At 47.0% G+C, this 18,426-nt stretch carries 21 protein-coding genes; 3 read left to right on the top strand and 18 right to left on the bottom strand.

Going from position 1 to position 18,426, the window contains the following annotated elements:
- Nucleotides 1-6: 6 nt before the first annotated feature.
- Both KFE17_00220 and KFE17_00215 read right to left on the bottom strand, forming a co-directional pair.
- Nucleotides 7-1,308, bottom strand: a complete 1,302-nt coding sequence (locus tag KFE17_00220; protein ID QUO32227.1) for a M18 family aminopeptidase — start codon at nucleotides 1,306-1,308, stop codon at nucleotides 7-9.
- 56 nt (nucleotides 1,309-1,364) lie between these two features.
- The gene (locus tag KFE17_00215) at nucleotides 1,365-2,510 is read right to left on the bottom strand and encodes a glycerate kinase (GenBank protein QUO32226.1); all 1,146 of its coding nucleotides are present in this window, start codon (nucleotides 2,508-2,510) and stop codon (nucleotides 1,365-1,367) included.
- A gap of 184 nt (nucleotides 2,511-2,694) precedes the next feature.
- On the opposite strand from KFE17_00215, the gene KFE17_00210 reads away from it, so the two are divergent.
- Nucleotides 2,695-3,192, top strand: a complete 498-nt coding sequence (locus KFE17_00210) for a hypothetical protein (GenBank protein ID QUO32225.1) — start codon at nucleotides 2,695-2,697, stop codon at nucleotides 3,190-3,192.
- 34 nt (nucleotides 3,193-3,226) lie between these two features.
- Nucleotides 3,227-4,651, top strand: a complete 1,425-nt coding sequence (gene pyk, locus KFE17_00205) for a pyruvate kinase (protein QUO32224.1) — start codon at nucleotides 3,227-3,229, stop codon at nucleotides 4,649-4,651.
- A gap of 205 nt (nucleotides 4,652-4,856) precedes the next feature.
- Here pyk and KFE17_00200 read toward each other — a convergent pair whose 3' ends face one another.
- The 9 genes from KFE17_00200 to KFE17_00160 all read right to left on the bottom strand — a co-directional run bounded on the left by KFE17_00200 (nucleotide 4,857) and on the right by KFE17_00160 (nucleotide 13,671).
- Nucleotides 4,857-6,365: a recombinase family protein gene (locus tag KFE17_00200; GenBank protein ID QUO32223.1), complete on the bottom strand. Its 1,509-nt coding sequence runs from the start codon at nucleotides 6,363-6,365 to the stop codon at nucleotides 4,857-4,859.
- An 89-nt stretch (nucleotides 6,366-6,454) separates the two neighbouring features.
- Entirely contained in the window at nucleotides 6,455-6,631 is a 177-nt protein-coding gene (locus KFE17_00195) for a hypothetical protein (GenBank protein QUO32222.1), read from the bottom strand.
- 133 nt (nucleotides 6,632-6,764) lie between these two features.
- Nucleotides 6,765-7,034 (bottom strand): hypothetical protein, encoded by a 270-nt coding sequence (locus KFE17_00190; protein QUO32221.1) that lies wholly within the window; start codon nucleotides 7,032-7,034, stop codon nucleotides 6,765-6,767.
- Nucleotides 7,035-7,475: 441 nt separating this feature from the next.
- Nucleotides 7,476-7,898, bottom strand: coding sequence for a sigma-70 family RNA polymerase sigma factor (locus KFE17_00185; protein ID QUO32220.1), 423 nt, complete (start codon nucleotides 7,896-7,898; stop codon nucleotides 7,476-7,478).
- Between the two features lie 586 nt (nucleotides 7,899-8,484).
- Nucleotides 8,485-10,818, bottom strand: a complete 2,334-nt coding sequence (locus KFE17_00180; GenBank protein ID QUO32219.1) for an FtsX-like permease family protein — start codon at nucleotides 10,816-10,818, stop codon at nucleotides 8,485-8,487.
- Nucleotides 10,815-11,498, bottom strand: coding sequence for an ABC transporter ATP-binding protein (locus tag KFE17_00175; GenBank protein QUO32218.1), 684 nt, complete (start codon nucleotides 11,496-11,498; stop codon nucleotides 10,815-10,817). Before KFE17_00175 ends, KFE17_00180 begins: the two co-directional genes overlap by 4 nt.
- A 63-nt stretch (nucleotides 11,499-11,561) precedes the next feature.
- The gene (locus KFE17_00170) at nucleotides 11,562-12,797 is read right to left on the bottom strand and encodes a HAMP domain-containing histidine kinase (protein QUO32217.1); all 1,236 of its coding nucleotides are present in this window, start codon (nucleotides 12,795-12,797) and stop codon (nucleotides 11,562-11,564) included.
- Nucleotides 12,798-12,806: 9 nt separating this feature from the next.
- Nucleotides 12,807-13,490, bottom strand: coding sequence for a response regulator transcription factor (locus tag KFE17_00165; protein ID QUO32216.1), 684 nt, complete (start codon nucleotides 13,488-13,490; stop codon nucleotides 12,807-12,809).
- Entirely contained in the window at nucleotides 13,462-13,671 is a 210-nt protein-coding gene (locus KFE17_00160; protein ID QUO32215.1) for a DNA-binding protein, read from the bottom strand. Before KFE17_00160 ends, KFE17_00165 begins: the two co-directional genes overlap by 29 nt.
- A 147-nt stretch (nucleotides 13,672-13,818) precedes the next feature.
- On the opposite strand from KFE17_00160, the gene KFE17_00155 reads away from it, so the two are divergent.
- Nucleotides 13,819-14,184: a helix-turn-helix transcriptional regulator gene (locus tag KFE17_00155; GenBank protein ID QUO32214.1), complete on the top strand. Its 366-nt coding sequence runs from the start codon at nucleotides 13,819-13,821 to the stop codon at nucleotides 14,182-14,184.
- Between the two features lie 169 nt (nucleotides 14,185-14,353).
- Here the strand turns inward: KFE17_00155 and KFE17_00150 are convergent, their stop codons facing one another.
- From KFE17_00150 to KFE17_00120, 7 genes are all read right to left on the bottom strand, one after another.
- Nucleotides 14,354-15,769, bottom strand: a complete 1,416-nt coding sequence (locus tag KFE17_00150; GenBank protein ID QUO32213.1) for a relaxase/mobilization nuclease domain-containing protein — start codon at nucleotides 15,767-15,769, stop codon at nucleotides 14,354-14,356.
- A gap of 79 nt (nucleotides 15,770-15,848) precedes the next feature.
- Nucleotides 15,849-16,139: a hypothetical protein gene (locus KFE17_00145; protein QUO32212.1), complete on the bottom strand. Its 291-nt coding sequence runs from the start codon at nucleotides 16,137-16,139 to the stop codon at nucleotides 15,849-15,851.
- A gap of 161 nt (nucleotides 16,140-16,300) precedes the next feature.
- A complete protein-coding gene (locus KFE17_00140; GenBank protein QUO32211.1) occupies nucleotides 16,301-16,669 on the bottom strand; it encodes a hypothetical protein in 369 nt (122 codons plus the stop codon).
- Between the two features lie 3 nt (nucleotides 16,670-16,672).
- Entirely contained in the window at nucleotides 16,673-17,011 is a 339-nt protein-coding gene (locus KFE17_00135) for a hypothetical protein (protein QUO32210.1), read from the bottom strand.
- 160 nt (nucleotides 17,012-17,171) lie between these two features.
- Nucleotides 17,172-17,513 carry a plasmid mobilization relaxosome protein MobC gene (mobC, locus tag KFE17_00130; GenBank protein QUO32209.1) on the bottom strand — a complete coding sequence of 114 codons (342 nt, stop codon included), beginning with the start codon at nucleotides 17,511-17,513 and terminating at the stop codon, nucleotides 17,172-17,174.
- A complete protein-coding gene (locus tag KFE17_00125; GenBank protein ID QUO32208.1) occupies nucleotides 17,513-17,695 on the bottom strand; it encodes a DUF4316 domain-containing protein in 183 nt (60 codons plus the stop codon). Before KFE17_00125 ends, mobC begins: the two co-directional genes overlap by 1 nt.
- A gap of 12 nt (nucleotides 17,696-17,707) precedes the next feature.
- Nucleotides 17,708-18,331, bottom strand: a complete 624-nt coding sequence (locus KFE17_00120) for a hypothetical protein (GenBank protein ID QUO32207.1) — start codon at nucleotides 18,329-18,331, stop codon at nucleotides 17,708-17,710.
- Nucleotides 18,332-18,426: the final 95 nt, after the last annotated feature.

The raw sequence follows: 18,426 nt of genomic DNA, 5'->3' as shown, positions 1-18,426 counted from the left end.
ACAAGATTATGCAGTAAAAAATGCTTTCATACATTCTGCAAGACTGATAATGTCCTCTTTGCCTGCCAATTCTCTGGAAGAATGCATGGAAAGAAGCGGAATTCCCATATCAATCGTACGAACCGGAAGTACCGCAGATGCAATCGAACCAAGTGTGCCGCCAGATGGCATATCAGAACGGTTGACACATTTCTGATACGGAATTTTATTTGCATCACAAAGCTGCTGCATAATTGCAACTGCTTCACTGTCTGTCGCGTAGGACTGTTTGCTCGCTTCTTTAATACAGAAACCACCATTTAAGATCGGACGGTTCGTCGGATCGTATTTCTCTTTGTAATTTGGATGTACCCCCTGAGCCACATCAACAGAGCAAAGAAGACTATCCTGGATTGCAGATAAATAATCTGCCCGTTCATAACCAAGAGAAAGGTAAATCTTCTCAAGTAATGTCGGAAGTACTGTAGATGCTGCACCCTGTTTTGAATTGCTTCCGATTTCTTCATGGTCAAATACAATTCCCATCTGAACGCCGCGGCTGTTAGCTTCTGCTGCCTTCATTCCTTCCATAATTGCAAAAACAGAACTTACATCATCCAATCTCGGAGCTGAAATCAATTCTTTACTCAGTCCTGTTTCGCACCCTTTCTCCGGATTATAAATATTCAGTTCGTATTCCAGAATTTCTTCTTTAGCAACTCCAAGCTTATCTGCAAGATACTGAACGAATTCTGCCCCTTCTTTTCCGCTGACAGCGCAGCTTCCCATTACCGGCGCCATATGTACCTGTTTATTCAACTCTGCACCTTTTTCACCGAGTTCTCTTAACAAATGAATTGCACTGTTCGGAATCACCATAATCGGATCTTCACAGTCAATGAGGCGCATCGTTGGATGGAAAATATCATCGCTCTTTAACGCAACTCTTCCTGCAACGCTTAATGGACGATCCATCCAGCTTGACAGATTCACTCCGCCGTACACTTCTGTATTCAAAATCAAATATCCTTCTGATTTCATATCCGGATTCGGTTTGATACGGAATCCCGGAAAATCTCCGTGTGCTGCCGCCAGACGGAATCCATCTTCTGCCACAAAATCCTTACCAACTGTGAACGCAAAAACTGCTGTTCCATGGTGATTCACAATGTATTTTCCTCCGCGCTCCAAATTCCATTTATCACGGAGTTCCAACTTCTGAAATCCATTCGCAGCAAGTTCTTCTTCATACGCTTTCACTGTGTGAAATGCAGATGTGGATTTTTCTAATAGATTCATCATATTTTTTGTCATCTCTGTTTTATTCATAATGATTCGTCTCCTTTTCCATACTGATATCATCATACTGTTTTACGAAAAAAAAGTCAACGAATAGTGCGCGATGTTTCTCTGAACAAATGAAATACCTGCTCTGAAGCTGCTCGCATATTTGCCATTGCCGTTTCTTTGCTCATTGCCTCATCAAGTGTTGTTACACCTCGTACAATTGGGAAGAAAGCATCAATTCCCTCTTTATTGCATGCTCCCGCTCCTTCTGTAACACTTCCTGCAAATGCAATGACTTTGGCCCCATACTTTTTAGCCCGTTTGGCTACGCCAACCGGTGCTTTTCCCATAGCTGTCTGCTCATCAAGCCTTCCTTCTCCGGTAACAACAATATCTGCATCCAACAATTCCGACTCCAGATCTACTGCATTTAAAACAAGATCAATTCCCGGCGTAAGCACTGCATTTAGAAAAGCCAGACATGCAAACCCCAAACCTCCCGCTGCACCTGCTCCCGGAATATCTCTACAGCGGATTCCAAGCGTACTCTCAACCACAGCAGCATACCGATTCATTGCTTCATCGAGCATCGCCTTTATCTCCTCTGTCACTCCTTTTTGCGGACCAAACACATACACAGCTCCTTGTGGACCACAAAGTGGATTTGTTACATCACAGGCAATCTGAAAACGCACCTTTGAAAGAAACGGATGAACTCCCTCTGTCTGAATCTTTCGCACCCGAAAGAGCGCCTGAGCTCCTTCTCCCACATCATTTCCATTCTCATCCAGAAACTGAATACCAAGTGCTTTCATCATTCCAATCCCGCCGTCCGTTGTCGCACTTCCGCCAATTCCCATAATAATATCACAACATCCGCGGTCAATGGCATCCGAAATCATTTCTCCTACGCCGTAAGTTGTAGCCTGCATCGGATCTCTCTTATCAGAAAGCGTAATCCCTGCTGCAGCAGCCATTTCTATGACTGCTGTTTTTTTCTCCGGAAGATATCCATAATAACTATGTATTTTCTCTCCATATGGTCCTGTCACTGTTATTCTTACCTTTTCGCCATGCATTCCTTCAATCAATGCATCTGTTGTACCTTCTCCTCCATCTGCCAATGGTTTTATTACAATATAAGTTTTCGGATCTGCCGCCAAAATGCCATCACGAACCGCTCTCGCAGCTTCCATTGATGTCATACTCCCCTTAAAGGAATCTACTGCCACTACAACTTTCATCACATCTTTCTCCTTTCCGAATATATCTTCAAGTAGTTTTTTCTCATCATAACACAGATTTTTTAACAACGGTATCGAAATTCTCTATTGGAAAATAATATCGTCTAAAGGAAAAAATAATGAACGGCTAGTGCATTTACAAATATTTTCTGCTATAATAAAAACCTGATAAGGAGGAGAAAGCATGATTGCATTAGAAATTGCAGATATTAAAGAATGTATGGCACATTTGCTGCTCCGGGAAACATTTGATCATTTTGAATTTATTTCCGGAACGATTACAACCTTTAATACATTCGAGATCGACGGTTATCTTCACAAAGAGTTTTTTGACAGTGATGATCTATCTGCCGGGCTTTACGCAGATTATTCATTCTGGAAAGATATTCGCGGCTATTGTTTTTCGCTTATCAAAGGAAAACGTACTCCGCTGAATTTTAAGTTTGTGTTTGGACTGTCGCGCGCAAATATCGAAAAGCTCCTGGAGAAGAACGCCCCCGCATTTCAGCCTGAGCAGATTCAGGGACTCTATCTGAATTTCCGCTATGACGGAACTTCTCTCCAATGCATTACCGGAACTTCACTGCACACGTTTTCCCTCGATAAATCACTGGAACACGTCTGGGACGAGACAGCAGTTAAGCTGTTCCGTCAATACGGTATCACGGCAACAGCCGTATAATAAATATAGTAATAGTAAGAGAAAGGAATGGCATATGAGAAATACAAAAATTATTTGCACACTTGGTCCGTCCACTGACAAAGACGGCATTCTGGAAGCTCTGATCCTGGAAGGCATGAACGTAGCGCGATTCAATTTTTCCCACGGCTCCCACGAAGAACAGAAAGGCCGTCTGGAGCAATTAAAACAGCTCCGCCAAAAACATAATAAACCGATTGCGGCGCTTCTTGATACAAAAGGACCTGAAATCCGCATCGGCTGCTTCGAGCATGACAGCATCCAGCTGGAAGAAGGTCAGGAATTTACTCTGACAACAAAAGATATTCCTGGAAATGAACAGATTGTTTCCATCACATATCACGATCTCTATAAAGATGTGAAAGTCGGAGATTCTATTTTGATCGATGACGGTCTCATTGAAATGACAGTTACGCAGCTCAAAGGACAGGACATCATCTGTACCGTCAAAAATGGCGGGAAAATCTCCAACCGCAAAGGTGTCAATGTTCCAGGCGCCCATTTAACAATGGATTTTATCAGTCAGAAAGACTTTGATGATATATTATTCGGTATTCAGGAAGGATTTGACTTCATCGCAGCCTCCTTTACCCGTACAGCAGAAGATGTTAATGCAATCCGCAAAGTTTTAAAAGAACACGGCGGAGAAGGTATCAATATCATTGCCAAGATCGAAAATCAGCAAGGTGTTGACAACATCGACGAGATTATCGCAGCGGCAGATGGAATTATGATTGCCCGAGGTGATATGGGTGTTGAAATTCCACTGGAAGAAGTACCGATCATCCAGCAGCAGATTATTAAGAAAGTATATCAGTCCGGAAAACAAGTTATTACCGCAACACAGATGCTGGATTCTATGATCAATCATCCACGTCCAACAAGAGCTGAGACAACGGATGTTGCAAATGCCATTTATCAGGGTACAAGCGCTATCATGCTGTCCGGCGAGACTGCTGCCGGAATGTATCCGGTAGAAGCACTTCGCACAATGGTAAAAATTGCTGTCCGCATTGAACAGAGCATTGATTATGCGGAAAACTTCCGTAAGTCAAAACGAATCGAAGATCCTGATGTAACAACTGCGATTTCTCATGCAACCTGCATGACTGCACTGGATCTGAAAGCAAAAGCAATTCTGACTGTTACCGTAACAGGACGTACACCGAAAATGATCTCCAAGTACCGTCCTGGCTGTCTGATTGCCGGCTGCTGCGTTTCTGAGCAGGTCTGCCGTCAGTTAAGCCTTGCCTGGGGTGTACAGCCAATGCTTGTCAAAGAAGAATACAGTTCTGAGATTCTCTGTCTGCGTGCCATTGAAGCAGCGAAGAAATACCAATTTGTAGATGATTCCGATACCGTCGTCTTTACAGCCGGCGTGCCGCTTGGAAAACCGGGCGGAACAAATCTGATCCGTGCCTGTGTTGTCGGAGATTTTTAAGCTATCTTTTTCTAAATGAATTTTTACGCCTCAGGGCGCCTGATACAATGAGGGAGAGTGTAATCCATTTCGATTACACTCTCCCTCTGTAACTTCTTATCTTTTATTCTTCTCTGTCTCTTTTCTTCCAAAGCCAACGCAAACATCGGTGTACAAGGGGTACAAACAAGATAAAATAGAAATGAGGGGCGATAGAGCGGAAATGTCAGATTTTCCACTCTATCTGAACACGGTCGCTGGTGGCCTTGATCGTAGAGATCAAACCATCGGCGGCTTTTCTTTTGTCGTCAAAATCTATGCTGTCCCAGTTGTCGAGATAATAGGATAACTTCTTTATCTGCTGGGGAGATATGGTTTCAACGCTCAATTCAGCGATTGCCTTTGAAATGGTCTGGCGTCGGGTGTCCAGTTCTTCAATTTTTTTGTTAGCGTAGGCAAGCAAGGTCGCATTGGCTCCGGTCAGCGTATCCAGCAGCTTTTCAATTTCTGCCTCCACCTGTGCCAGCTCCACTTGATAGGCGGTCAGTTTCGGATTGACTTTTTCCTCTCTGCCGTGGAGTATCTGAAAGTCTTTGAACTTTTCCTGCATGGCCGAGAAAATGAATTGCTCAAATTCTTCTTTGCGGATTTTCCCGCAGCCCGGACAGCCTTTGTTTTCCGTCCGTTTGGTACAGCGGAAATATCCGGTGCTGTTTGGTACATGGGTGGCTTTCAGAGCATACCCACAATGCCCGCATTTGATTTTTCCGGCCAGCCAAGTATTTTTCGGTTTCCGTCCCTGCTGGAAGGTGGTATTTGCCATAAGTTTTTTCCGGCATTTAAGCCATGTGTCAGAGGAAATGAGTGCTTCATGGGGAGCGATAACAAGTATCTGGTCTTTTAAGCACCTGTCCTTGTCCTCCTTCACATCCCGCCCCTGATAGAGATAGCAGCCGTTTGTTCCGGCAAAGTCAGAAGCGTCATTGACAATCGCTGCGCCCTGGCTCTTGAAAAATTCGTACAGCTCCAAATCGGCCTGTGCGTAAACGGGGTTTCTTAAAAGCTGGGAAAGAAATGTACGGAACATGGATTTGCCATAAATTTTTATGTCATGTTCCTCGAAGTATCGGGTAATATCTCCGAAGGAGGTTTCCGGTTCAGCGTACATTTCAAACATCAGCCGTACATGGTCGGCGGCTACGGGGTCAGCAACCATTTTCTTTGTGCGGATACCCTCTACCACAGTAGGCTCTAACTGATAACCGTATGGTGCCTGTCCGCTCATGTGGAAACCTTTCAGACACCGGGAATAGTAGGCGTCTGTGACACGCTTCTGAATTGTCTCACGTTCAAGCTGGGCGAATACAATGCAGATATTCAGCATAGCCCGGCCCATCGGGGTCGAAGTATCAAACTTTTCTGTGGATGATACAAACTCCACATCATACTCTTGAAACAGCTCCATCATCGTTGCAAAGTCCAGAATAGAGCGGCTTATACGGTCCAGTTTGTACACGATGACCCGCCGGACCTTTCCCTTGCGGATCTCGCCCAGCAGCTTTTGAAACTCCGGCCTGTCCGTATTCTTACCGGAATAGCCTTTGTCCTTGAATACCCGGCAGCTCCCACCTTTCAATTCATACTTGCAAAAGTCGATCTGACTTTCAATGCTGATACTGTCCTTGCGGTCTACTGACTGTCTTGCGTAAATACAATCTTCTCTGATAAATTCCATATTGGGCTCCTTTCCTTGTTGGAATGGAGCTACCAACCTTACAACTATATTATACCATCAGCAGCCCCGGACAACAATGTTGCGAATGATTAGGGAAATCTGTCCCCATATTTGCTGAACACCTCGTAAAGACAACGCTCAATTTCTTTTTTGCGCTGTTCTTTCTCCTTCGGGGGAAGTACCGGCGTGAGGCTTTCCAGCACAATGATCTTCCCTTGAAATGCGACAGACTTTGTTTCTCGTTCATAAGTGACAGCTTGCGTCATTGAAAACCTCCTTTGCGAAAGTGCGTGTATATGCCAGCCTTTCCCACTTGTCCCGTGGGGAAATGTCAAAAGACGGCACCCAGCAGGTGCCGCCCTTTGAGCTTTCTCCACTTCGGGTCAATGTGGCCCGAGGTCAGTAAGGACTGGAAAGGTACTTTTCTTTGGCGTCCTCCACGCTGTTGAGGTCGAATACTTCATAAAGCTGCCCCACAACACGCCGTATATCCTTCTTTGAAAATCCGCAGTTCTCCATTGCCATAATGACATAACCACGGCAGGCGTCATTGCTCCATTCGTCCGGTTCCAAGCCGGGGATCATTCCAAACGCATTTCCCATAAAGTGCTCCTTTTTTGAAAAGATGGGGAGCCACGCCGGAACGGTTGGCCTATCATCAGACAGCATTGCCGGGGGCTCCCCATAGGTTTTCACTTCATTTCAGACACACCGGACGGGCATAGGCTTCATGCCCCATAGTATTTCAACTCTCCCCATTCTGATGGCAAGGCGTTCTCATTGCCTGCGACGGCTCACGGCTTGCAAGGCCGCTTCAACGCTCGGACTGTGACTAAACGCAAGTATCCGGGTTCTGCGCCTGTTCCGGTGGAGCCAGCCTTGCCCCACCTATGGCATGGACCTGTTCGCTCGCTCAGTTTTACAAAGACTGTATTCTTTGAAATCCGAGGTCATGGCGGGTCTGTCACACAGCGCGTTTCCCTTCGTATCCGGGTGTCTTTTTATTCAATTTTCAATCTGCATGAGGCTTGTCTGAACCTCGGGCCATTGTGACCCGAAGTGTTTTGCCTCTCATAAGCCATTTCATTTTCCGGCCTAAATCGGTACGCCTTACAAAGAATTTTTCAAAATTTTTTCTAAGCGCCGCAGACCTCGCTCGATTGCGACACGAACCACTTTTTCATGGACGCCCTCTGCCCGGGCAATGTCCTGTTTGGTCATGCCGAGAATGAAATGAGCATAAATCCGTTTTGCCTGTTTGTCCGGCAGACTGGAAATCGCTGCGTGAAGCTCCTGCATGGTCACTTTCCGCTCATACAGTTCATGGGGAGATAAGGCAACAAAGACAGCTTCATGCTCCAGCCCGTCATCCCGATCAAGGGAATAGTAGGCTTTGTGGCGGTATGTACGCAGCCGATAAGCAGCCTCTTTACGATCAAACTCTTTGAACATTTCTGCAACTTCTTCCGATACTTCCATGAAGCAATCTGATGTATAGAATGGGTAATAGTCCCGCAAATTGATAATAGCCATATTGACCTCCGTTTCGGTTGTTGGTTGACGAGTGACCGAAACGAAGGCGGCGGGGAGCGGCACCGGGGAATGACTTCGGGCCAACATGACCCGAAGCTAACCCATAAGAACGTAAAAGCGCCCGGGCGGCATGAAGCCACACGGACGCATGAAATGACATAATAGTTAAGGTTCCAACAAATTTCGCATACATAGCCGGAATACCCCGGAGGGGGAGCTACGCTTTTTTTAGCTGGTGCAGATCATGGGTACTGTGAAAAAAGACAAAAATGGACACGGCGGCAATCCTCCTATATGCCGCCGTGGATTTACACGGTGTTAGGTCGTCGTTGGTTTAGGATAGACGAAAAGAAACGGCGGCTCTGAAAGTCAAAGCCGCCGCTTCATGGGCGCGTGAATGTGTCTGCTTTACGACGGCTTTTTTTCTTTGCCGTCGTCCGGCAGAAACACTTCTATTGCCTTTATTTTATAAATTCAATCTTACTTCCAAGTGACATCCATCTTACTCATTAGTAAGATGGATACCAAAAAACTGGCCCTCCGAAGAAATAGAAGGCCAGCCTTTGGCGTTTGTTATTCGATAAAATTATTGCTGGAGCTTAATTGTGTCCACGATTGCCATTCTGCTAATTTGCCGGATGGGGCGTCTAATCGCAACCGCCGCAGACGCAAGGCAGAGGAATACAATCAAAAGAAGTGAACCCACAGGAATTTGCCATGCAATCCCCCATTTATCTGCAATCAAAAACTGAAACATCAGCTTGTTCAAAGGCAACCCCAAGACGCATCCAACAACACAGCCAAGTATTGCATAGGTAAAGGCTTCTGCCGCAATCATCTTGTAAAGCTGATTTGCTCCCATTCCAATAGAACGCATGATCCCGTACTGTCTTGTTCTGGACGCTACACTGGCGTTCATGCTGTTAAAAATGTTAAACACTGTGATAAGTGCAATTATAATGAGAAAGCCATAAATAAACACCGCGCCTGTATAGTAGGAGCTTTGGGACTCAGAATTGGTAATTCTCTTATCTGAAACAGTGCTGTCGGATGGAACCATGCTCCGTATTGTGGAAACAGCATTATCCCCACCAGCAGAGGAAAATTGAACATCAATCGCCGTATAACCCAAATCGCCAACCAAAGCGGCAAATGTCTGTTCCGAGCAAATCATATATCCGCTACTGCCCGCACCGTTGACCCCGCTGGCCGTAGTCGTTGCCAGTATTCCGGCAATCGTTATCTGCTTATCGCCGGAAGATGTATGAAGAACTACGGTATCTCCAACATTCCAGTTTACGCCATCCTGATAAGTGACCAACACACTGTCTGCATTTTCCATAGCAGGCGTGATACTGCCCTTATTCAATTCTTCTTTCGCCCATCCGAATTGGTTATCATCATAAGAAATGAGCGTGATGGTTCCTTCTCCTGTATTGGAAGAAACAGAAAGGCCAGCCATTTCCATACGACCAAAAACCTTATCAACACCTTCCATTTTGCCGATCTGTTCCACCAGCGACTTGTCCAGAAGCGTATTTCCCATTGTAATAGACACATCTGCTGCCGATGGAGAGAGTGCGGGCATCCCTTGATTGAGAAAGACTACCATTACTTGAAACGACAGGAACATCATAATACTGATAGCAAACGAGCAGGTCATAAGAAATACATTCTTTTTGCCGGATAGTGCATGGAAAATCCCCATACTGGTTTCAATGTGAAACAGCTTTGTATTTGCAGCCCTCTTGTTTTGCGTAAGCTGCGTACTGCCGCTGATTGCAGTTACCGGCGATACTTTAGAAGCCTTTTTCGCCGGGGATAGGGATGCCAGTAGTACAATCAGAAAACCGATCACCGCACCAGCAATCAGACCGCTTACACTGAACTGAAAAAGAGGTATCTCTGAAAAGCGTTCTCCGCTGATGGATTTCAGTAAAAGGCAGGCACACCATGTAATAATTTGTCCGGCAACCAGCCCAATCGGTACACCCTTCATACTTTGGCGCAGCCCTTGAAGAATAACGAAGTGCTTTACCTGTGCTTTGGATGCACCCAAGCATCGCAAAAGGCCATAGAACTGAACCCGTTCCAGAACATTTGTGTTAAAGCTGGCGGCAATCATTACTGCACCAGCAATCAGCACCAAAAGGACAAGAAAGCCTGCAACGAGGTATAGGGATTGCATTGTGCTGTTTTCACTCTGTCCCATCAATCCAAGGAGCGCCGTATTTTCGCTTACCTGGCTGTCTGAAAGGTCATATTGCACTTTTATTTCATTCATGGCCTCCTGAATGTTTACACCATCTTTGAACTGGACGCGGAAAGTGGTTCCGTTTTTGGCATTTTCATCCGCAATTTGTCGAAAACCGTCCTCGTCCAATATCATGCCATACACATCCGCTTTAAGCAAACTTCCCATATCGGCAAGGACGCCGGTAATGCGGTATTCCCGGCTGGAACCGTCTGGCACTGTAACGGTCACGGTGTCGCCAACCACAAGGCCCAACTGTTCCAAAGCCGATTTATTCAATAATGCTTCATCGGGCTGGGTGGGATATGAGCCACTTTCCATGTCCATTTCTGTCAAAATGGAAAAGGTGTCCTCATTCGCACCTGCGAAGCTGACCGCTTTGGAGCCGATAGAGCCAGCACTTCCTTGATAGGCCCATCCGCACAGGGCAACATCTATCCGCGCTTTTACGAGTTCTGCCGTCTGTTCATCTATATCGGTCAAACTGATATGGTATTCCCCATTTGTTTTGATAAAATAATTTTTCTGTGCGCGCAGCGCCATGTCGGCCATGCTGAAAATAGCAGTTACCAGCAATACCGAAAGTACAATGCAGAGAACCGAAATTCGATTGTTCTTACGGTGTACCTTTTCATACTGCGGCACCAATCCAAGATAGCTTTTCAACGCGACGACACCCCCAAATCCTTTAACACACCATCGGTCATACGGAACACGCGGTCTGCTGCGCTGGCGTGATTTTTGTTGTGGGTTATCATCAAAATGGTCTGTTGATACCTGTCCGACATGGTTTGCAATAAAGCCAAAACTTCCTGACTATTTTTGCTGTCCAAATTTCCAGTCGGTTCATCTGCCATAATCAGGGCTGGGCGCGTGACTAATGCCCGGCCAATCGCCACACGCTGCTGCTGACCACCGGAAAGCTGGCTGGGCAGATGGTGGCGTCGTTCAGTCAGCCCCAACACATTCAGCAGTTCATTGACAAATTTCTGATCCGGTCGCTTATAGTCAAGCAGCAACGGGAAAGTGATATTCTGTTCCACATCCAGTTCCGGGATCAAATTGAACGACTGAAAGATAAATCCAATGTGCTGACGCCGGAACACGGTTAATTTTTTCTCCGGCATAGAAAAAATATCCTGTCCATCAATCCATACCTTGCCGGAAGTGGCACTGTCCAGAGCGCCGATTACATTCAGCAAGGTACTTTTTCCGGAACCCGACTCGCCAATGATGGCAATAAATTCGCCTTTGCGAACGGAAAATGAAACATGGTTCAGTGCATGAACCTCGGTTTCCCCTGTACCATAGGTCTTGCACAGGTCTTGTACTTCAAGAATATTCATATTCGTTACCTCCTTTATGAACCCATCATACCCCCTTTGACTTACTTCCAAGTGACCTGCATCTTACTCATTTGTAAGGTTGATGAAATTCAATGTAAATGTAGTTCCCATTCCGGGTGTACTGGTCACGGAGATTGTTCCGCCGTGTGCTTCTACAATGGATTTCGCCAATGGCAGACCAAGACCAATGCCATGAACATCCGAAGAAAGACGACTTCGGTAAAACCGTTTGAAAATATTATACAGATCTTCCGGGTGTATTCCTTTTCCATCATCGGAAATTTCAATTTGTGTCATTAAAGGAGACTGGTTCCATTTTACTCCGATATGGCCGCCGTTTTCTGTATGCTCCAAAGCGTTTTTTATAATATTGCCGATGGCTTCCGATACCCATAAGGCATCACATAATAAAATAACATTTTCTTTGCCGAAAAGCGTAATTGTTTTATGCTCCCGTTCCGCCCAAGTTTCAAAGCGTTCTAAAACATCCTGCATAAGAATGGAAACATTTTCTTCCGATTTCTCCATCTGGATAATCCCTGCATCCAGACGCGCCAGTTTCAGCAAGGTGTAAATCACATCTTCCATCCGCTTGATTTCTCTTTGAGATTTTTCGGTAAAGCTGCTTACGGTTGCGGCATCATCTTTATGGCTCTCTATAATCTCATGGTACATTTTCAGGGCAGACAGCGGCGTTTTAATCTGATGTGATACATCTGAAATAATGTCCTGCAAAAATTCTTTTGTCTGCCTCTGGTTCTCAGCATGAGCAGAGAGGATAGTCGCCATTTCATTGATGGCATGAAAAAGGCTGTACCAGTCGCCAGCTTGTGAACATTCGATACGGGATGTGGTATTACCGTCCAGAAATTGACGGATGGTATTTTCAGCATTACTGAAAGCCTTGTGTTGGCGTTGAAGATAGAGAAAGAGCGATAAGTAGATTGCCCCAAACAGGAAAACCAACAGCACAAATATAGAAAGCACCGTCTGATTTCGGTATGTCTGGACAGCAGGAAGAAAACGCATGGAGGCCGTTTCATCATATCCTATAGAGGCCAGAGCCTCCCTACCGCGTTCTATATCATTCTCGTTTGGCAGTGAAGTAAAAGCTGAAATCTGCAATTCATCCTCATGGTTCAGTTGATAGCCGGAAACTCCATAATCATGAAGCAACAATTCATGTTGGAAATTCTTTGTCAGCAAAAATGAAATCCCTACGGCAAGTAAAAACGAAACAAGACAGATGATTGTAATTGCCAACAATAGCTTCTTTGTTTCTTTTCCTAATTTACCCATACATTATCCTCACTCAACAACCCATTTATATCCAATCCCTCGTTCCGTCAGCAGGTATTTAGGCTGATTGGGAGTATCCTCAATTTTGTTTCTTAGCCGCCGGATATACACAGACAAGGTATTGTCATCCACAAAGTTTCCGTTGCCATCCCACATCTTATCCAGGATCATTTCTCGCGGCATAAGGTGATTAGGATTTTGCATGAACAGACACAGTAATTTGTATTCCACCAGCGGGAGATCAAGCGGTTCATCATTTTTCCAAACGAGCCGTTCCGCCGTATCTACACGAATACCATTGGCTTCCAGAATAGTGTCCGCTTTAGAAAACTGCAAGGAGCGGCGCAGGATTGCCTTAATTCGGGATAACAATTCATTCAGCTTGAATGGCTTTGTAATATAATCGTCGGCACCCATATCGAGCCCCCGGACAATACTGATTTCCTGATCCGATGCTGTTAAAAATATAATAGGGACGGTTGAACTGTTCCGTACCTCTTTGCAAACATCAAATCCTGTACCGTCTGGAAGAGTAACATCCAGTAACAGCAAATCATAAGTATTCTTTTTGAATAATATTAAAGCTTCTTTTTTAGTTTTGGCATTGTCTACTGTATATCCACTTATTTCTAAAGTATATTGCAGACCGTCAATTAGGCTTAAATCATCTTCTACATAAAGTATCCTTTGCATTTTTTAGTTCCTTTCCTTGTTTTGTCCGGCCATCAAGCGGCTTCTCCACAGTTTTAGGGAGTAGCCAAACACCGGCCATTTTCACAGCGCCGGGGATACGCCCACCGGCGCAATAATAATTTACCCTACGAGCTGTCACGCCCCACTTTTCGGCGGCCTCTTTCAATGTCATATAGTCCATTTCGCACCTCCACAGGATATATTATAGTTCTCTACCTCGAATAATACAAGTTAGAGCCCACATGGATGCGAAATAAAATACTACTTAATGTAAAATTTCATTACATTCTCATAATTTAACCCGAAATGTAGAATGATATAGGGTGATATGAGAATGAACCAAGATGAAAGAAGGTTTGACTTTCACGGCCTCGGGGCGGCTCTCAAAAGAGCCCGAGAAGAAAAGGGCTGGACACAAGCCTATGTTGCGGAATTAGTAGACCGTGACTCCCGTACCATTATGAATATTGAGAACAAAGGTCAGTATCCCAGCTTTGACCTTTTTGTTAAACTCATTACCATGTTTGACGTTTCAGTTGACCAGTTTATTCATGCGGACGGAGGGGCAAGGTCAAGCTCTTGCAGAAAGCACATTGATGTGCTTCTAAACTCCATGAATGAAAAAGAGCTTGTCGTAATAGAAGCCACAGCCGAGGGCATTAAGAAAGCCAGAGAAACGGAGGTTCCAGAATAAGGGCCTCTGTTTTTTTGCACTATTTTAGGGGCTGCCGCTAAGTGGCAAGCAATGCCTCTGTGGCCACAAGTGGCACAAAGGCGGCTTGTTGGGGCTCGCCCCAAACCCGTATCTTCGGGCCAACATGGCCCGAAGTGTCAGCGTCGCTTTGCTCCTTATTTTCATAACCTTAACGCTCCTTTTCCTGCTTTCGTCCCGGCCCGGTGTAGCCCATCAGAGTGTCAATGTTCGCCTTGATCGTGACGATCTCCTGCATATCCCGTCGTGCCTTCTGGTATTCTCCATAGAGCTGTTTTTTCTTTGCTGTGAGCTTGCGGCCTTCCTCCTTCAGCACATCCATTTTAGGGAGCTTCGCCCCGCCCAGCAGAGAGCGCATTTCCGCTTGTGCAGCCCGGTACAGTTCAAGGTCGGCCTCATGCTCCGCAAGGAATTTCCGGCTGTACTTCGTCGCCTTATACTGCTCAAAGACCGGACGGGTTTTGGCATACTGAACCGTTGCGGCCTTTAGCCCGGCATTGGTTTTCATGGCCTGTTCCGTCTGCTTGATCTGCTCGGAAATGGCATGGAAACGGTCTGCCGCCTCGGTGGCTTTCTGTGCCAACTGCTCATAATCGGTCAGTCCATTGTCCTGTATATAGGCAAGGGCAGCGGCCATCTGCTTAATGTTAAATACCTTCGCCCAGCGTTCATATCCCGGTCCCTTACCGGCAGCCAGTTTTGCTTGAATATCCACCGCCAGACTGATTTTCCGCTCAGAATGTCCGGGGCGTTTTTCTTTGCCCTCAATGGCGGTCAGAACATCTTGCAAGTCGTAGCCGTCCCCCAGCGTGGAGGCCCGCAGACGGGTAAAGCGTTCCTGCCCTTGCCCGGTCAGCCGGAAACTGATACCGCCTCCCCGAACCGTCTTGACCTCATATCCGGCCCGCTTCATCAGATTGAGAAATTCGTCCAGATCAGCGGGGTGCTCCGCCAGCACAGTATCAATGGCGAGGCGCAGCCTGTCCTGATAGGAAAGCGGCCCTTTTCGTTCTTTCTGCCATTCTCCATAATTCCGATACTTACCCTTGCTCCGAGGCTTCGGGTTCTCCACGATGGACAGCCCGTTTTCAAGGCACAGCCTGTCAGAGAGCCGCCGAAGGGCGAAGCTGGAGCCCCAAAAATTTCGGAATTTCCGGGTGCAGTCAAGGGTGGTGGAGTTGTAATAAATGTGACAATGGATGTGCTGCTTATCGGTGTGCGTGGTAACGATAAAAGCGTGCCGCCCCTTTGTCCAGCGCATAGCCAGCTCATAGCCGATACGGTTCGCCTCCTTCGGGGTGATCTCGCCCGGATAGAAGGATTGTCGTATCTGATAGCACAGCACATTATTTTCTTTCTTCTGTTCCCGGCCCGTCATAGCGGCATAGCTGGCCTTTGCCAAAAGGAACTCGTCCGCCACGGTGGCCGGATCACATTCATAAGCGGAGATATACTTTCCGCTTTCTGTTTTCTCCGGGTCCTTGCCATAGTCCAGACAATCCCGGATAGCCTCAGCAATCGTTTCGCCTTCGCCCGCATGGCGCTGTAACAAAGTTGTGGTAGCCAAAAATCATTCCTCCTTTCCATGAGAAAGGGGCGATCCATTCAGACCGCCCCGGCTTCGGGCCAGTATGGCCCGAGGCTGCTTAACTTGCCAGAAACCGGTACAGAGCGGATTTGCCTCCATCCAGCGCCCAAAGAAGGGAGCCCGCCGCCGCTTGCAGTCCATACGGCGAAAGAAGGAAGGCAAGAAACAGAAATACAATTCCGCCTATGGGCGTCGGCGTGAAAAAGAGAGCGACACCCAGCACCGCCAGGATCACAGAGGCAATCGTCAGCAGGACGGCACAAATATCAAACAGGAATACCAGCAGAGCCGCCAGAAGGGACAACGCTAAAGCAAAGGGAACAACCAATATTTTCAGCAGTATCTTCATCTCCAAAACCTCCTTTATCTATCCTTCCTACCTCTATTTTATCATGCCTGCCCGGGGACATAAATGTTGCGAAAGATTAGTGAATCCTGTCCCAAACCTTCGGGCCATGATGGCCCGAAAACAGAAAAAGCAGGACACATTCATGTCCTGCCGAATTTCTGTTATTCTGTTTCCTGCTGCGGGCAATCGGGAACTGTCAGCAGCGAAGTGTCGATAACAATATCCTCTGCTGGTTTCAAGAGCTCTGTCAAATCGTGCTGCCGTCCCACGTTGGTCACATCAATTTTATTCACGCATATTCCAATCCACGGAAACTGTCTGCTCAATTCATCCATCAAATCGTATATATCAGCAGTTGCCAGTTTATCATCCGATATGTAGCCGGAGCCTTGACGGTGAGAAAAACGATGCCGTTTGAAGAACCGGCGCAAGTCGTCATACGCCTGCCGGTAATTGGCTCCGGGGTAATGCTCTTTTAATTGATGGGTGTCCAGATCAAAATTTAAGGCTTTGAAATATTTTCTCTCCAAAACTCAAGCCCTCATTGCGGTTTTTTCCTGATAGTGGGTCAACAGATCTTCTTCATTGAAATCATCTGGACTGTCAGAATCGTCACTGTCACAAAGACGCCACACAGAAACATTATCCATGAACCATGTCTGCCGCTTCAAGGTATTGACGATCCGGCCGAACAGACTAAAATCCCTCGCTCTGCCGCAGTCACGGAATACCAAAGCGCCGGAACCATCCTCCATACGGGGAAGGCCCACGGTTTGGAATGTATGATTGATTGTGTTGTAAATGCCATCCAGCCGGTACTTATTTTCGGCTGTGATCTTATCATCATTCATGCGAATAACCATTTTCAGCATGGTATCAGCCTCCCTTCTTGAATTATTATATCATTATAGAGCTGGTTCTACAATCTTGAAAATCTGAATTTTTTATGACGGGCTTCGGGTCATGCTGGCCCGAAGTGGTAAAAAAAGAGCAGGGCGGCAAGCCCCACAACGGAAGCCTGCCGCCCTCGTCTCACTTTGCCACCAGCGCGGAGAGCTCCCGCAGCACCTTTGACACCTCGCCCCATAACTTTTCATAGTCCCGCTTCAATCCGTCGATTTCCTCCGGGTACACACCATAGGTATGTGCGTGTACGGCGACCTGATTGAGATTGTTGGAACAGCGCCGTTGCAGAGAAATCAGCTCTTTTACGGGCGCAAGGTCGATGTGCAGGATATACCCGTTCAGAGCCATTTTCCGTACATAAGCCCCGGCATTGGAAATGCCCGCCTCGGCCATCCGCTCATGGATGGCTGCCAACTCGTCCGGCGTTACCATGACGTGCAGATGGACATTCCGCTTGCGGTTCTCCATCAGCGTTCCAGCTCCCGGCCTTTCCGGCGCTCTTTGGGTTCCTTTACCTTATCAAGCGGTTTTGCGTCCAGCTCCGGGGGCGTGGGTGGGGTGGGCGTATTGTTGGGTACGCCGTCGATCATGTTGCAGTTCTGCTCCGTGGAGAGCTCGGCGGTTTTCAGATAGTTGTCTTTTTCGTGCATGGCGATCCTCCTTTATCGTTCCTCATGGTTTTTATGGCTCCGCTTCTGGCCGGGCTCCTTCGGGGGTTCCTGCCCTCTGGTTCCTTCTTTGAGCCGGGCAGTAATGGATGGGCGCACCCGGTCAGGATTGCCCGGTGCTGGTTTCAGCTCATAATCCTCCATCTGCTTTTCGGTCAGCGGCTTTGCGTAGGTCAGTTCGCCCCATGCCATCAGCCTGCCGTCTGCCACAGGACGCCGCCTGTCATCATCGTAGTTGACGATGGAAAGAGGCTGGTTATCTGGCGGCTTCGGGTAGGTACCTATGTCCACGGGCCGCTGGGTGGAATAATAGCGGTAAACGCCCTCCGGTCCCAGCTCGGTATGCTTGACCGCCGCATGGTAAAGCTGCTGATAGTCGTCCACCCGGCGGTCAAAGTCCCTCTGCGCCCACGCCTGACTGGTTCCATAGCGGCCCCAGTAGTAATCCCGATGGCCGTTTTCCCCCTCGGTAAACTGCCAGGTCACAAAGGGGCTCGGCGCTCCCGGATTATGTCCCAGCGCAAAGCCGTGTCCGGTTTCAAAGGTGTCAGCTTTCAAAATCACATATCCTTGTACGGTCTCCAAGAGATCCCTCCTTTCTGTGCCTCGGGCCAACATGACCCGAAGTGCTGGATGTTACGAAATAAGAGGGCAGACCGGGGAGGAATGTAATAAGATATTCCCACCCCGGAAACACCCTCAAAAAAGCCCGG

Source organism: Faecalicatena sp. Marseille-Q4148 (assembly GCA_018228665.1).
In the GTDB taxonomy this organism is placed as follows: domain Bacteria; phylum Bacillota; class Clostridia; order Lachnospirales; family Lachnospiraceae; genus UBA9414.
The sequence above is the reverse complement of the archived record's forward strand: the minus strand, read 5'-3'. Positions and strand labels throughout refer to the sequence as shown.

Excerpts from the sequence above, each read along its gene's own strand:
- KFE17_00220 (QUO32227.1), bottom strand. The coding sequence starts at position 1,308 with ATGAATAAAACAGAGATGACAAAAAATATGATGAATCTATTAGAAAAA.
- KFE17_00215 (QUO32226.1), bottom strand. The coding sequence starts at position 2,510 with ATGAAAGTTGTAGTGGCAGTAGATTCCTTTAAGGGGAGTATGACATCA.
- KFE17_00210 (QUO32225.1), top strand. The coding sequence starts at position 2,695 with ATGATTGCATTAGAAATTGCAGATATTAAAGAATGTATGGCACATTTG.
- pyk (QUO32224.1), top strand. The coding sequence starts at position 3,227 with ATGAGAAATACAAAAATTATTTGCACACTTGGTCCGTCCACTGACAAA.
- KFE17_00200 (QUO32223.1), bottom strand. The coding sequence starts at position 6,365 with ATGGAATTTATCAGAGAAGATTGTATTTACGCAAGACAGTCAGTAGAC.
- KFE17_00195 (QUO32222.1), bottom strand. The coding sequence starts at position 6,631 with ATGACGCAAGCTGTCACTTATGAACGAGAAACAAAGTCTGTCGCATTT.
- KFE17_00190 (QUO32221.1), bottom strand. The coding sequence starts at position 7,034 with ATGCTGTCTGATGATAGGCCAACCGTTCCGGCGTGGCTCCCCATCTTT.
- KFE17_00185 (QUO32220.1), bottom strand. The coding sequence starts at position 7,898 with ATGGCTATTATCAATTTGCGGGACTATTACCCATTCTATACATCAGAT.
- KFE17_00175 (QUO32218.1), bottom strand. The coding sequence starts at position 11,498 with ATGAATATTCTTGAAGTACAAGACCTGTGCAAGACCTATGGTACAGGG.
- KFE17_00170 (QUO32217.1), bottom strand. The coding sequence starts at position 12,797 with ATGGGTAAATTAGGAAAAGAAACAAAGAAGCTATTGTTGGCAATTACA.
- KFE17_00165 (QUO32216.1), bottom strand. The coding sequence starts at position 13,490 with ATGCAAAGGATACTTTATGTAGAAGATGATTTAAGCCTAATTGACGGT.
- KFE17_00160 (QUO32215.1), bottom strand. The coding sequence starts at position 13,671 with ATGGACTATATGACATTGAAAGAGGCCGCCGAAAAGTGGGGCGTGACA.
- KFE17_00155 (QUO32214.1), top strand. The coding sequence starts at position 13,819 with ATGAGAATGAACCAAGATGAAAGAAGGTTTGACTTTCACGGCCTCGGG.
- KFE17_00145 (QUO32212.1), bottom strand. The coding sequence starts at position 16,139 with ATGAAGATACTGCTGAAAATATTGGTTGTTCCCTTTGCTTTAGCGTTG.
- KFE17_00135 (QUO32210.1), bottom strand. The coding sequence starts at position 17,011 with ATGCTGAAAATGGTTATTCGCATGAATGATGATAAGATCACAGCCGAA.
- mobC (QUO32209.1), bottom strand. The coding sequence starts at position 17,513 with ATGGAGAACCGCAAGCGGAATGTCCATCTGCACGTCATGGTAACGCCG.
- KFE17_00125 (QUO32208.1), bottom strand. The coding sequence starts at position 17,695 with ATGCACGAAAAAGACAACTATCTGAAAACCGCCGAGCTCTCCACGGAG.
- KFE17_00120 (QUO32207.1), bottom strand. The coding sequence starts at position 18,331 with ATGTTGGCCCGAGGCACAGAAAGGAGGGATCTCTTGGAGACCGTACAA.